The 13,686-nt window shown below is 71.9% G+C and carries 10 protein-coding genes and 1 pseudogene; 6 read left to right on the top strand and 5 right to left on the bottom strand.

Annotated elements, in window-relative coordinates; translation table 11 throughout:
- Positions 1-50: 50 nt before the first annotated feature.
- On the top strand, positions 51-1,370 hold the full coding sequence (locus WA675_RS03705; RefSeq protein ID WP_336081934.1) for a flavin monoamine oxidase family protein: 1,320 nt from the start codon (positions 51-53) through the stop codon (positions 1,368-1,370).
- Positions 1,371-1,372: 2 nt separating this feature from the next.
- Here the strand turns inward: WA675_RS03705 and WA675_RS03700 are convergent, their stop codons facing one another.
- Both WA675_RS03700 and WA675_RS03695 read right to left on the bottom strand, forming a co-directional pair.
- Positions 1,373-2,161: an SDR family NAD(P)-dependent oxidoreductase gene (locus WA675_RS03700; protein ID WP_336081932.1), complete on the bottom strand. Its 789-nt coding sequence runs from the start codon at positions 2,159-2,161 to the stop codon at positions 1,373-1,375.
- 65 nt (positions 2,162-2,226) lie between these two features.
- The gene (locus tag WA675_RS03695) at positions 2,227-3,573 is read right to left on the bottom strand and encodes a DUF2236 domain-containing protein (protein WP_336081931.1); all 1,347 of its coding nucleotides are present in this window, start codon (positions 3,571-3,573) and stop codon (positions 2,227-2,229) included.
- A 93-nt stretch (positions 3,574-3,666) separates the two neighbouring features.
- On the opposite strand from WA675_RS03695, the gene WA675_RS03690 reads away from it, so the two are divergent.
- From WA675_RS03690 to WA675_RS03675, 4 genes and pseudogenes are all read left to right on the top strand, one after another.
- Positions 3,667-4,236: a TetR/AcrR family transcriptional regulator gene (locus WA675_RS03690; RefSeq protein ID WP_336082817.1), complete on the top strand. Its 570-nt coding sequence runs from the start codon at positions 3,667-3,669 to the stop codon at positions 4,234-4,236.
- An 86-nt stretch (positions 4,237-4,322) separates the two neighbouring features.
- A complete protein-coding gene (locus WA675_RS03685) occupies positions 4,323-5,651 on the top strand; it encodes a hypothetical protein (protein WP_336081930.1) in 1,329 nt (442 codons plus the stop codon).
- Positions 5,648-7,048 (top strand): outer membrane protein assembly factor BamB family protein, encoded by a 1,401-nt coding sequence (locus tag WA675_RS03680; protein WP_336081928.1) that lies wholly within the window; start codon positions 5,648-5,650, stop codon positions 7,046-7,048. The genes WA675_RS03685 and WA675_RS03680 overlap by 4 nt, the downstream gene beginning before the upstream one ends.
- 92 nt (positions 7,049-7,140) lie before the next feature.
- A pseudogene (locus WA675_RS03675) lies at positions 7,141-7,830 on the top strand (MBL fold metallo-hydrolase); the annotation flags it as partial.
- A gap of 387 nt (positions 7,831-8,217) precedes the next feature.
- Here WA675_RS03675 and WA675_RS03670 read toward each other — a convergent pair.
- Both WA675_RS03670 and WA675_RS03665 read right to left on the bottom strand, forming a co-directional pair.
- On the bottom strand, positions 8,218-9,813 hold the full coding sequence (locus WA675_RS03670; RefSeq protein WP_336081926.1) for a GMC family oxidoreductase: 1,596 nt from the start codon (positions 9,811-9,813) through the stop codon (positions 8,218-8,220).
- Between the two features lie 16 nt (positions 9,814-9,829).
- Entirely contained in the window at positions 9,830-11,542 is a 1,713-nt protein-coding gene (locus WA675_RS03665; RefSeq protein ID WP_336081925.1) for an aldehyde dehydrogenase family protein, read from the bottom strand.
- Positions 11,543-11,714: 172 nt separating this feature from the next.
- Here WA675_RS03665 and WA675_RS03660 point away from each other — a divergent pair, with 172 nt between their 5' ends.
- A complete protein-coding gene (locus WA675_RS03660) occupies positions 11,715-12,905 on the top strand; it encodes a PucR family transcriptional regulator (protein ID WP_336081923.1) in 1,191 nt (396 codons plus the stop codon).
- Positions 12,906-12,944: 39 nt separating this feature from the next.
- Here the strand turns inward: WA675_RS03660 and WA675_RS03655 are convergent, their stop codons facing one another.
- The gene (locus tag WA675_RS03655; RefSeq protein WP_336081921.1) at positions 12,945-13,595 is read right to left on the bottom strand and encodes a cyclase family protein; all 651 of its coding nucleotides are present in this window, start codon (positions 13,593-13,595) and stop codon (positions 12,945-12,947) included.
- Positions 13,596-13,686: the final 91 nt, after the last annotated feature.

The following is a 13,686-nucleotide window of genomic DNA, read 5'->3' as shown; positions in this document are numbered from 1 at the left end:
CCGCTCTATCGTGAACTCATACAAGCGTATGACTTGAGGAGTGGAACGAGATGACTCAGCAGCACCCCGATCCGCAGGTCGTCGTCGTGGGCGCGGGCATGTCCGGCTTGGTCGCCGCCCGCGCACTCCACCGCCACGGCGTCGATGTGGTCGTGCTCGAATCCGCGCCGCGTCCCGGCGGGCGCGTGCTGGCCGAGACCACCGTGCTCGGCTCGCGCGTCGACCTCGGCGGGCAGTGGATCGGCCACGGTCACCACCGCTTCACCGCACTGGCCGCCGACCTCGGCGCGACCGTCTACCCGATGCGCACCCCCACGCTGCCCACGATCCTCGACGGCGACACCGCCGTGCCGAACTACAGCCCGACGGCCGTGACCGCCACCGCCGTCCTGCTGGCCTGGGAAACCGCGTCGCGGCTCGGCGTGCCCCGGTCGTGGCGGGACCAGAGCGTGCAGGCGTGGTTGCGGCACGTGCCGCACCGCCGGGCGCGGCGGCTGCTCGAGGTGATCACCGCGGTGGCCACCACCGCCGATCCCGATCGCCTCTCGGTCCGCGCCCTCCTGGACATGGCCCGGTTCCAGGGCGGGCTGCGCGGCATGCTCACCACCGCCGGGGGCGCGCAGGACAGCCTGCTCGTCGAGGGCGCCGGGACGCTGGCCGAGCGGCTCGCCGCCGAGCTCGGCGAGCGCGTCGTGCTCGGCAGCCCGGTCACCGCGATCCGGCGCGACACGACCGGCGCCACCGTCGAGTCGGCGTCCGGGACCTATCGCGCGGCGAAGGTGATCGTCACCGTGCCGCCGCCGACAGCGACCCGCATCGCCCACCACCCGGCGCTGCCGCAGGAGCGAATCCGCCTGCAGGACAACACGTATATGGGCTCGGTCTACAAGGCGATCGCTGTCTACGACCGCCCGTTCTGGCGCGAGCGCACCCATGCCGAGCTGATGACCCTCACCGCGCCGGGTACGGCCTACTTCGACTCCTCCGCCCCCGGCGGCCCCGGCCACCTGTGCGCCCTCGTCGCGGGTCCCGAGGCGCGCGCCCTCGACGACCTCACCGTCGAGGACCGTCGCGCCCGGATCCTCGGCGCGGTCGCCGGGCGGCTCGGCCCGGAGATCCTCGCGCCGCGCGGCTGGTACGAGAAGTCCTGGCACCGTGACGAATACGCGGGCGGCGGCTATCTCGCCCTGCCGGAACCCGGGCACACCGACGGCCACTTCCCGTGGCCAACCACCCCGCTGGGTCCCGTGCACTGGGCGGGCGCGGAGACCGCGAGCGAGCACGCCGGGTACATCGAGGGCGCCATCGAATCCGGGGACCGGGTCGCGCGCGAGGTCGTCGCGGCGCTGGCCACCGCGGCCGGGAGCTGAGGTCAGGGCAGGATCGAGTCCACGTAGCCGCCGTCGACCCGCAGCGCCCCGCCGGTGGTGGCCGAGGCCAGCGGCGAACTCAGGTAGACCACCATGTTCGCGATCTCGGTGGGCTCGATCAGCCGCTGGATCAGCGATTGCGGGCGGTGCTCGCGCATGAACTCGCGTTGCGCCCGCTCCCACGGCACCGAGCGGTCGACGAGCTGGTACACGAAGTCCTCCACCCCGGCGGTGTGGGTCGGGCCCGCGATCACGGAATTGACGGTGACGCCGGTGCCTGCGGCGTCCTTGGCGAAACCACGGGTCACCGCGAGCAGGGCGGTCTTGGACACGCCGTAGTGGATCATCTCCCGCGGGATGACCACCGCGGAATCGCTGGCGATCTGGATGGCCCGGCCCCAGCCGCTCTCGATCATGCCCGGCAGGTACGCGCGGATCAGGCGCACGGCGGAGAGCACATTGGTCTCGAAGAACACGGTCCACTGCGCGTCGGTGATCTCGTGGGCCGGGACCGCCTCGAAGATGCCGAGATTGTTCACCAGGATGTCGACGGCGGGCAGTTCGGCGAGCAGCGCCGCCACGCCCTCGGCGGTGGTGACGTCGGCGGTGACGCCCAGTGCCTCGCCGCCCGCCGCGCGCACCGCGGCCACGGCGGTGTCCACCCGGGCCGCGGTGCGGCCGTTGACTGCCACCCGGGCGCCGCTGCGCGCCAAACCCTCCGCGATGGCGAGCCCGATGCCCTGGGTGGAGCCGGTGACGAGCGCGGTCTTGCCGGTCAGGTCGATCTGCACGAGCAACTCCCGTCGTCGGGTCGCCGCACGGTGCGGCAGGTCGCCCGGACGAGCCTACCGGCCGATCAGGCCGGGGGGCGGGAGGCCGCAGTGCCCGCGGGTGCGGACGGATAGTGCCGGTCGTCGGTGGTGAATTCCGGGTTCCCGTACTCCGCCAGACGTTTCCGCAGGACCCGGTTGGTGTAGGCGCCCACGACGCGGCGCAGCCGGGGATGGTTCGCGGTCCGGGCGACGGCCAGGAAACGGCCGACCACGAAAGGCGCGGTCAGGGCGATCCGGAGGGCGTCGCCGAGGCCGAAACGCACGCTCATCGCGGCCGCGGCCGCGCGGTCGCCACCGCAGAAACCGAGGAAGAACGCCCGGCTCCAGCTGCGTTCCACCGCATCGGCGATCCGGTCGACGGGCCCACGGCCGGGGCGCAGGTAGGCCGCCATGGTGGAGCGGACCAGTTCGCCGCAGGTGGCGTCGTCGAAGCCGTCGCGCAGCAGGGCGGCGCGCCCGTGGAAGACCTCGAGAATGCCGGTCACCGTGGTCGGCAGGAGTTCCTCGGGCAGGCCGAGCAGGAAGCAGCGGTAGCGGCTGAACTCGAGCACGGCACGATCGTGCCGGGAGAACTCGGTGCGGCCGCGCCGGGCGGCGATGGTGGCCAGCAGATAGATATTGATCAGCCCGGCGGGCATCTGGTCGACCTGCGGCACCGGGATCCCGTAGATCTCGGCATCCCACCGCCCGGACCGCACGAGCGCGTTGTAGCGCACCATCGAGTGCATCAGCCGCACCATGGCCGCCGCCTCGAAGCCGGGGCCGTGCCGTTCCAGGGCGTTCGCCACCGTGGTGACCGCGAAGAAGCTCGCCGTCTCGTGCACCCGGCGCGCGGCGCGACGGCCGGACAGGGCGCCGGTGAGCGTCATCGGCAGGGCCGCATAGGTATTGAGGAAGGTCGCCAGGAAGGCACCGCGGATCAGGAACGGGGACAGGAACGCCGCGGCGGCGCGCGAATGCCGCGCGCCCTCCTCCACCAGGGCCATGTCCACCCACGGCGGGGTGTCCTCCATGGCGGCGAGGAAGGCGCGCAGTTCGTCGGGTGCGTCCGGGACCGCGTCGATGCCGGACCGGCACGCCAGCTGGAGCATGTCGATCAGGCCGCGCACCCCGTAGCGGCTGGCCAGGGCGGCGTAGGGATCGGCGACGGCGTCACCCAGCAGGGTCGCCGTGCGCATCAGTTCGACGACGCGGTCGTCGCCCAGCAGCGGCTCGCGGGCGGCGACCCAGGCGGGGAGCGAGGACTTGTCGCGCGGGTCGGCGGTGAAGCGGTACGGCGTCCGGTCGAAGTCGATCGCGCCGTAGAGGCCGGGTTGCTGCTCGCGCTGGCTGCGGACCCGCCGGGCCAGTTCGGGGTAGTGGAGCGTCATCGCTGTCCTTAACTTTCACCTTGTCAGTAAGACACTGACAGGTTGTCAGTTATGGTGTCAAGGGTGACCACATCGCCGGGTGCCCGCAAACGGATGAGCGCGCACGACCGGCGCGAGCAGATCCTCGACGTCACCCACGAGATCGTCACCGCCGAGGGCTTCCACGCCGCCACCCCCAACCGGATCGCGGCCGCGGCGGGCATCACCCGGCCGGTGCTCTACCAGCAGTTCGGTGATCTCGCCGGGCTGTTCGTCGCGCTCATCGACCGGGAGCAGCAGCGCGCTGGCCTGCAGTTCGCCGAGTCCGTCGCCGAGCACACCGATCCCCGGGAGCCCGACCGTTTCGTCGACGCGTTCACCGCGTTGCTGCACGCGGTCGACGCCCACCCCAACACCTGGCGGCTGTTCCTGTTCCCGCCGGAAGGCGCGCCGCCGGAGCTGTATCAGCGGATGGCCGAGTCGCAGCGCTTCGTCCAGCAGTTCTTCCACGCCGAGCTGCTGCGCACCTTTCCCGGGCTCCCCGATCCCGAGTACACGGCCCGCGTCATCCAGGCCGCCATCCGTGAGCTGCTCCAGTTGCGGCTCACCGATCCCACCGAGGCCACCGTCGAACGGCTGGGCTCGCTCATCCGCCGCATCCGGGCCCGGATCATCGACGACTAGGCGGTTCACCGCGGGGTTGCTAGCATGGCCCGGCCCGTGGTGGGGGTAGCCGCCTCGGTGACGACGTGGCGGACAGGGGAGATCCCGTGGTGCAGGACGAGAGGCGAGGCGACGAGCGGATTCCGTCGCGGGCGGTGACCGCGTGGACGGTCGGGTTGCTGTGTGTGTCGGTGGTGGCCTGCGGGGTGATCGCGGGTGGGTTGCTGCACGATCCCGAGCCCGAGCTGACGACCGCGCCACCGACGACCACCCGGGTCACCACGCCCACCGCGCCTCCGCCGTCCTACCGGACGCCGAAGGTCGTGTATCCGGTGACGATTCCCGGCTGCGATCAGGTCGAACCGCCCGCCGAGGGCGGACTGGTCGGCCGGTGGGTGGGGATGTCGCAGTTCGGCTACGACAACCCGGCGTTCCCCTGGTTCTCCGGGCCCAAGGCGGTCGCGATGTCGGCGGCCGCGCGGGCGGCGCTGCCCCCGGAGGTCGTGGTGGACTGGGCGTCGCTCGACCGGTCCCTGATCTTCGAGCCGATCATCGGCGATACCGACGACAAATACGGGAGCAGCACCTTCGCCGCGGCCGACGTGCACCGGGGCGACCTCGTCGGCTCGGTATCCGTCTCGGTCCGTGCCGACGGGACGGTTCCGCCGTGCCGGGCGGGCAGCCTCGACGAACGGCGGGTGCTGCCCGACGGGACCACCGTCGATCTGCTCGATACCTGGTCGGAGGTCGACGGCGTCCGCACGCTTTCTCGCGGCGCGACCGCCTATCTCGCCGACGGCAGCATCGTGGACGCGGGCAGCACCGATGCCGGTGGCCGGGACGCCCGGCCGACGGGGACGGTGCCGATCAGCCGCGACGAACTGGTCGCGCTGGCCACCGCGCCGGGACTGCGCACGAGTGCGCCGGTGCCGCCGGGAACACCGGGGCCACCCGAGCCGTGCGCGGTCGCCGTCGAACAGTCCGACCCGATTTCGCAGGCCACCGCCGAACGCCTCGGCCGGGTCCTGTCGGGGGTACGCCTCGACGGCCTCGACCGGCCGCTGACCGAGCTGCGTCCGGGCACCTACAACACCGACGGGGTGTGCCAGGTCGTCGGTGTCATCACCGACGGGCAGCGGTCCCGGCTGGCCGTCACGATCGCCGCGGGTCAGCCACTGCCGGAGCAGACCTCGCCCGATGACGGCACGACTTTCCGTGCCCTGCCGGACGGAACGGTCGTGCAGACTCGGGACGACGTCTCGACGAGCATGACCGCCGACGGCCCCCGGTCCAGGAGCAGCCGGGTGGTGACCGTCACCCGGCCCGCGGGCACCCGGGTGACGCTGAGTTCCACCGCCGAGGAGCCCGGACAGGCACTGCCGCTCGCCCAGCTCGAGGCGATCGCGCTCACCCCCGGCCTGGAGGTGACGCGATGACCCTCGCACCCGGAATCCGGGGCCTCGCGCTCGCCGCCGTGACCGCGCTCGTCACCGGCGCGGGCGCCGCCGCGGTCCTGCTGACCCCACCGGACCCGCTGCGCAAGATCACCGGAACCGACGCTGCCGCACCGGGTCTGGCGTGGTCGATCGACGCCGCGGCACTGTCCGGTGGCGCGTTCGCCGAGTTCCGCTCCCCGGTCGATGCCACCAGCATCGATCTCGGTGGGCCGGGATTCGTCCGGGCGGGCGACACCCTGGTGACGGTCATCGGCGTCTCCACCGACGACTCGATCGCCCTGCGCGAGGCGGTCATGTACGGCATCGACGCCGCCACCGGCGATACCCGCTGGCAGGCACCGGCCGACGAGCTCGGTGGGTGCGCGGCGGTCCCGCTCGACGGTGAACTGCTCTGTTTCGCCGATCCGGTGACCGGTCCCGGCGACCTGGTCGGCTACGACCTCGCCGACGGCACCGTCACCCGCACCCCGGTGCCGTGGCCGATCTTCGCCCTCGCGGTCGACGGCGAGCACCTCTACCTCGCCGAGGGCGATGTCGAATCCGACGATGTGCGGGTGCGTTCGGGCAGCCGCGCCGATCCGGATGCCCGCTGGACCCGCCCGTTCACCATGGGCACCGGCTGGGAGGATCTGCCGTCCGACGCGCTCGACGTGACACACGGCCAGGGCCTGTTCGTCCTGGGCGCCGACGCCACCGGCTTCGACCTCGACACGGGCGCCCCCACCTGGACCGCCCGTCTCGACGGGTGCTCGCGGGTCACCACCACCACACCGGCGCTGGTCGAACTGATCCGCACCCGCTGCGAGGCCTACCGGGTCACCGGCATCGACCTGCTCGACCGCACCGGCCGCGTCCTGGCGAGTTCCGATCGCGGCGGCGTCCACGCTCCGGTCGTCGACGAGCCCACCGACGACACCATCCCGGTCCTGCTCGACGACACCGCCCACGACCGCCGCGACGGCACCGCCCGCTGGACCAACCCCGATCTGGTGTATTCCACCGCCGATTACCAGGGCACCCCGACCCGGTACGGCACCGTGGTGGCTGTGCTCGGCGATGTCGCCGTCCTGTCCGACCCGGTCGGCGGAACCACCTCCGGCCTCGACCTGCGCACCGGAACGACCCTGTGGCGCACCACCACCGAGCGCCGGGGCACCGTCGCGACCCGGGACGGCGACGATGTCGTCTTCACCGACGGACAGGGCCTGTGGGCCGTGGACCCGCGCACCGGCGAAACCCGCTGGGACATCCCCTTCCGCGCGGTGAACACCGACCGCGATGCCTTCGCGGGCAACAGCGTCGTCGCGGCCACCGGGGACGGCCGCCTCACCCTGGTTACCGATCGCACGATGATCGGCCTGCGCCCGTTCCGCTGAGCGCCGGATCTCACGGGTCAAGCAGGCGCGCGCCGGGCGACGCGGAGTCGGGACGAGAGACCGACACCCGGCGCGAACCGAAAGGTGCCCCCATGCCCGCGGATTTCACGGACCGAACCGGTTTCGAGAACGCCGACCGCGGGTTCGTGGCCGCCTTGGATCCGGGGGTCGTCGAGGCCGCCGACGGACGCGTGGTCTGGGATATCGACGCGTACCGGTTCCTCGAGGCGGACGGCGCCGAGACCGTGGATCCGAGCCTGTGGCGGCAGTGCCAGCTGACCGCGCGCCAGGGACTCTACGAGGTGACCGACGGGATCTATCAGGTCCGCGGGCTGGATCTGTCGAACATGACCCTGGTCGAGTCCGACCACGGCGTGATCGTCATCGACCCGCTGATCAGCGCCGAGACCGCGGCGGCCGCCCTCGCCCTCTACCGGACCCATCGCGGCGACCGGGCGGTGACGGCGGTGATCTACACCCACCCGCACATCGACCACTACGGCGGTGTCCTCGGGGTCGTCGATCGCGACACCACCGTGCCGATCGTGGCACCGGCGCGTTTCATGGAACACGCCGTCTCCGAGAACGTCTACGCGGGCACCGCCATGCTGCGGCGCGGCGCCTACTACTCCGGCGGTGAGCTGCCCAAAAGCCCGCTCGGCCGCGTCGGGATGGGCCTCGGGGCCGCCACCCACAATCTGCACAATCTGCTGACCCTGCGCGGCGCCCAGGTGCGCGACGCGCGGATCTGGGCGCGCTATATCGCCGAACAGGTCAGTCTGGCACCGGCATTGGCCGCGAAGTGGCACACCCACGGCTACTACTCGGAGAACGCGACCTGGCGCAACTGTTTCCTCGTCAGCGCCCACGAACTGCGCGAGGACACGTTCCACACCCCCATCACGCAGGGCGCCGGGCTGGCCCCGGCGATGAGTGTCACCCAGCTCTTCGACCCCGCCACCTGGACCCGGATCATCGACCTCACCGATCAGGCCGACCCCGACTTCGACATCGTGACGCCGTAGGCATCTCCGCCACGCAGCCGCTGCCCGATCCGCCGGGTGAGCGCTGGACCGCGTCGAGGGTCTCGCCTTCGGCCATCAGGCCGTCGCGGCGTGGTGGCGGTGACCTTCGCCCTGGTCACCGCCGTGCGCCGCTGAGCGGTGCGGTCAGCGGTGTGCCGCGAGGATGGCGTCGGCGGCCTTCTCGCCGATGACCACCGAGGGCGCGTGGGTGTGACCGCGGATGATGCTCGGCATCACCGAGGCGTCGGCGATACGCAGGTTGGACACGCCCCGCACCGTCAGCTCGGGGGTCACCACGCTGGCCGCGTCATTACCCATGCGGCAGGTGCCGACGGGGTGGTAGAGCGTGTGCGAGTGCCAGGTCAGCGCCTCTTCGAGGGTTTCCTCGAGGGTGGGCTGTTCGCGTTTCGGCTGCAGGAATCCGCTGAGCTTGGGGCCGAGGGGCGCGGCGGTAGCGATGCGGTGGGCGATGCGCAGGCCCGCGAGCAGGGCGGCGCGGTCGGCGCCGTCGGGGTCGGACAGGTAGTTCGGGTCGACGATCGCCTTGGCCAGGGGGTCCGCGCCGCTCAGCGTGACAGTGCCGCGGCTGCGCGGGCGCAGCAGGATCGGGCCGAGCGCCACGCCGTGCCCGGGCGCGACGCCGATGCCCTCGTCGTAGAAGGGCGCGGGGCCGAAAATGATCTCCAGGTCCGGCAATTCGAGTTCCGGGCGGCTGCGCACGAAACCGTAGGCCTCACCGACATTGGAGGTCAGCATGCCGCGGCGGCGGACCAGGTAGTCCACCAGCTGACGCGGCTTCTCGGCGTCGAAGAGCGTGTCGGAATCCGCGGCGAAACCGAGCAGGCTGATCAGGTGATCGGTGAGATTGCGGCCCACCTCCGGCAGATGGTGCAGCACCTCGATGCCGTGGGCGCGCAGCTGTTCCTCGTCGCCGATGCCCGACAGCTGCAGCAGCTGCGGGGTGTTGATCGCGCCGCCGCAGAGCACGACCTCCTCGCGGGCCCGCACGATGTGCGTCGCGCCGTCGGTCTGGTATTCGACGCCGACCGCGCGGGTGCCCTCGAACAGCACCCGGGTGACCTGCGCGCCGGTGCGCACCGTCAGGTTGGGGCGCTTGACGGCGGGCTTCAGGTAGGCGTCGGCGGTGCTCCAGCGCGCGCCGCGCCGCTGGGTGACCATTGTCTGGCAGAACCCTTCCGGCTGCGCGGTATTGGCGGGTTCCTGCTTGAAACCGGCGTGCTCGACGGCGGCGAGGAAATCCGCCGTCAGCGGCCGGGGGCTGCGCTGACGCGAGATGCGCAGCGGGCCGGTGCGCCCGTGCTCCGGTTCGGTGGCGTCCTCGACGGATTCGATGCGTGCGAAGTACTCGGCGACCTTCGCGTAGCTCCAGTCCGGCCCGGCCAGCCTGCCCCACTCGTCGTAGTCGGCCGCGTAACCACGCACCCACATCATGGCGTTCATCGACGACGAACCACCCAGCAGTTTGCCGCGCGGATAGAAGATCCGCCGGTTGCCGAGCGCGGGCTGTTCGGTGGTGAGATACGCCCAGTCACACTCGGTTTCGAACAGTTTGGAGAACGCCGCCGGAATGTGGGCGAAGGTATTGGTGTCGGCCGGACCCGCCTCCAGGGCGACGACCTCGTTGCCGGACCGCTCGCTGAGCCGGGCGGCGACGACCGCCCCGGCCGAGCCGGTTCCCACGACGACGTAGTCGGCCGTGGTGGTGGACACTGCGTTCATCGGGAAGCTCCTGGGGTCAGCCGCGCAACGCGGAGGCGAAGATGGCAGGCAGGCGGGACCAGCGGGGGTCGACGGCGAAGTCGGTGAGCTGCCGTCCGGTGGTGCCCGCGGTCCGGTTGGTGACGAACCACGGCGGCTTCGGCGACAGCGCCCATTCGCCGTGCAGCACCGAGCGCGGCGCCGGGCGGAACGGACCGCGCACCACGGTGCGTTCGATGCCGTCGATCAGCCAGGCGTTGTGCACCACGCCGATACCGCTCTGCACGTCGTCGAGGGTGTGGCCGGGGTAGGCGCCCCAGCTCGCGGTGGGGGTCAGGTAGCCCACGGCGGTCCAGGCGTTGATCGCGATGGTGCCGTAGCGCAAACGCTCTACGAGCTCGTCGAATACCGGTCCGAGCTCGGCGATGGTGTCGGGGTGGGCGATCACATTGACGCCGAGGGTGCCGATGAAGTCGTCGTTGGCGGCGTCCACGGCGGCGCGCGCGAATTCCGCGCCGGTGCCGGGGATCTCGACGACGCCGAGGACCGGGGCGAAGTACTCGGTCGCGAGCAGGGTCTCCTCGGGGGCGGCGCGCAGCCCGGTCACCAGGGTGCGATTGCCGTCGGGGCCGAGCCGTTCGGCGGTGGGATAGGTGGCGCGGGCGGCGGCGGTGCGGGCGGCGCTGCCCGGATAGTAGGCGGGCCTGCCCGGCGCGCGGTCGAACGCGACGCGCAGGGCTGCCAGGAACTGTGCCTTCTGCGGCCAGTCCGCGGCGATGATCACCGCCTGGGCGGCCACACAGTTGTAGCCGCCGTTGTGCAGCCGCTGGGTCGCGATGTGCTCGGCCTGATAGGCCAGATCGGCGTCGCTCCAGGTTCCGGGGAGCACGATGGTCGGGGACACACCGCCGAGTTCGCTGCTGATCGGTACCTCGAGCAGCGGGGTGCCCGCCGCCTTGCGGGCGGCCCCTTCCGCGCCGGTGCCCCAGACGATCGCGTCGTGGGTGGCGGCGCTGCCGGTCATGTGCACGTGCGCGACCGCGGGATGGTTGACCAGGTAGGCGCCGACCTCGGGACCGCCGGTGAGCACCCGCACCACCCCGGCCTCGATCAGCGGCGCGAGGATCTTCTCCAGCACCGGGCGCAGGGTGTCGGTCACCGGGTTGAGCTTGAGCGCGACGACGCGGTTGTGCGCGAGGAGTTCGTAGAGCGTGTCCAGCGGAGCGATGGAGGTGATGTTGCCCGCGCCGAGTACAGCGCCGATGCCGCCGGTGCGCGCCGGATCCCGCTGGGCCAGACCTGCTTCGGCTCGCGCGACCGCACGGCTGACCCCGCGCCGCAGCCACACCTCGGCCCGGAACCCGCTGAGCAGCAGTTCGTCGTACAGGCTCGTGGGCAGCACCTGCACGGTGACCCGGTCGCCCGCCTGCCCGAAGGTCGCCTCGGCGAGCGGGCTGGTGCCCGCGGCCAGGGCGCGCAGGGTGTCGCCGAGGACGCGTAGCGCGGCGGCGAGCGCGTAGGGGCCCGACATCCACTCCTCCCCCACCAGCCCGGAATCCGGATCGATGCCCTTGTAGGCGACCGCGGTATCGACCCATTCCCGCGCGTGGCGGCCGGTGAGCTCGCGGACGCGATCGAGGAGTTCGGCCCTGGCCACCAGCGACAGCCGGGACCAGGCCCGCTCGCCGTCGGCCAGCTCGGTCAACGCGGCATCGACCGCCGCCTCGGCGGCCACCTGTTCTGTCTGCACTTCGCCCCTCTTCCGCTGCCGGGAACCCGCTGATCCGGATCCGTCACACTCCAGTGTGACTGTGCTCACGTTCAAGGGACATGTGTGCCGGTCGCCGATCGACGGCTACGTTTTGTGCGCGCGCACAAACCGGGTGTGGCCCGGACCACTCCCGACGGTTAGGCTGGTCGGCATGACCACCGTCGCCCCCGTCACCTCGCCGCTGGCCACACAGCTGTCCGGCGCGGTCGAGGAGCTGACCGGCGAGCTGGTCCGGCGCATCCTCACCACCGACCCCGCCTATGCCGCCGCGGGGCTGCTGACCGAGGAGCAGCTGCGCACCACCTGCCGCAACAATCTCACGGCCATCCTCGGCGCGCTGGCGGGCACCGAGCCGCTGCGCCTGCAGTCGGCGCGCGAGGCCGGGCAGCTCAAGGCCGAGCAGGCGATCCCCATCGCCGCGCTGTTGCACGCCTACCGGTTGGGGGCCCGGCTGATCTGGGAGGAGCTCACCGCGCGTTCCTCGGGGCCCGGCGATGTGCGGTTGCACGCGCTGGCCACCCAGCTGTGGGAGGTCATCGACCTGTACTCCGATGCCGCGGTGGAGGCGTATCGCGAGACCGAGATGCTGCTGGCCCGGGCCGACGCGCAGGCACAGAACCGCTTGATCCGCACCCTGTTCGACGATCACTCGCACAGTCCCGGCCGGGTCCTGGACGTGCTGCGCAGCCTCGGCCTGCCCGAGCACGGCACCTTCTGCGTGGTGGCCATCGACGCGCATCCGGCCACCGTGTCCCCGCCCGCCTTGAGCGGTGCGCTGCGTGAGCTGGGCGTGCGCTCGGTGTGGGATGTGCGGATGGACGCGGTCATCGGACTGGTGACGGCACTGGCTCCGGCCGCGATCGACCGGGCGGGTCCGCTGCTGGGCTCGCTCGTCACCGAACGGGTCGGTCTCAGTACGCCGTTCGGCTCACCGCACGCGATCGCCGCCGCGGTGACCGAGGCGCGGCAGGCCTGCCACTCCGTGCCGCCCGGCGCGAGTGGGGTCGTGCGTTTCGGTGCCGAGCCGGTGGCGCATCTGCTGGTCACGGTGCCCGATGCGGCGCGCCGGGCGGCCGCCCAGATCCTCGGCCCGGTGCTGGCCCTGCCCGCCGCCGAGCGCGCCGATCTCGTCGCGGTGCTCGATGCCTGGTACCAACACGGCGGTTCGGCGGTCGCGGTGGCGGAGGCGCTGCACTGTCATCGCAATACGGTGCGCTACCGGCTGCGCAAGATCCGCGATCTCACCGGGCGTGACACCACCGACCCGCGGCAGTCCGCGGAACTGTATCTGGCGCTGCGGGCGTACACGCTCGTCGAGGCCGGACCCCCGCGTTCGTCCTGACATCGAGCTAGGCGGCGGGTGAACGTATCCGCCTGCGCGTCAGCGCTTTCCGACTCGTGCCACGGCCCGGACCGGTGCGCCGTCGGCGCCGGTGAGCGGCAGCGGGAACAATGACACCTCGATCGATTCCCCGGCGCGCTGGGCGGCGAGCACCTGGTCGAGGCCGGTGAGGTTTTCCGCGATCACCGCGTGCGCGGTGCACAGGATGCGATGCGCGGGCAGGGTGAGGTCATCGGGTGGGTCGATGCTCGGCGCGTCGATGCCGATCGTCCGGATTCCCGCCGCCACCAGTGCTTCCGCCGCGGCCGGGGGCAGATGCGGGTGCGTGTGGTACTTCTCGCTCCCCCAGTGCGCCGACCAGCCGGTGGCGATCAGCACGATCGTGCCCGGGCCCCACGGGAGGTCGAAGTACTCCGGACCGATCGCCCCACGCGGCGGCACCGAGCGCGCGTCGACCACGACCGCCGGACCGGTGAAGTGCTCCAGGGGCAGCTCGTCGAGCGCCGGGAGTTCGTCACCGAGATGCGCGGGCGCGTCGACATGGGTGCCCGTCTGCGAGCCGAAATGCACCCGCAGCACATTGACCCCGTCGGTCTCGACGCGCAGCGCCGGTTCGAGCGACACCTCCGGATCGCCCGGATACACGGGCATTCCGGTGTGGATCGGCACGGTCAGGTCGATCAGGCGCACAGCCGCGAGCATACGGTCACCCCGCGGGATCCGCCGTGATCGCCGCTGTCGCCGGAACGCCCGACCGTGTCGGACCCCCGTGGCAGCATGC

The sequence above is a fragment of the Nocardia sp. SSK8 genome (genome assembly GCF_037034205.1).
Classification (GTDB): domain Bacteria; phylum Actinomycetota; class Actinomycetes; order Mycobacteriales; family Mycobacteriaceae; genus Nocardia.
This window is presented reverse-complemented; position numbering and strand designations above follow the sequence as displayed.

What these genes read in the sequence shown, in the direction of transcription:
- WA675_RS03705 (WP_336081934.1), top strand. Translation starts at nt 51, where the DNA reads ATGACTCAGCAGCACCCCGATCCGCAGGTCGTCGTCGTGGGCGCGGGC.
- WA675_RS03695 (WP_336081931.1), bottom strand. Translation starts at nt 3,573, where the DNA reads ATGACGCTCCACTACCCCGAACTGGCCCGGCGGGTCCGCAGCCAGCGC.
- WA675_RS03690 (WP_336082817.1), top strand. Translation starts at nt 3,667, where the DNA reads ATGAGCGCGCACGACCGGCGCGAGCAGATCCTCGACGTCACCCACGAG.
- WA675_RS03680 (WP_336081928.1), top strand. Translation starts at nt 5,648, where the DNA reads ATGACCCTCGCACCCGGAATCCGGGGCCTCGCGCTCGCCGCCGTGACC.
- WA675_RS03670 (WP_336081926.1), bottom strand. Translation starts at nt 9,813, where the DNA reads ATGAACGCAGTGTCCACCACCACGGCCGACTACGTCGTCGTGGGAACC.
- WA675_RS03660 (WP_336081923.1), top strand. Translation starts at nt 11,715, where the DNA reads ATGACCACCGTCGCCCCCGTCACCTCGCCGCTGGCCACACAGCTGTCC.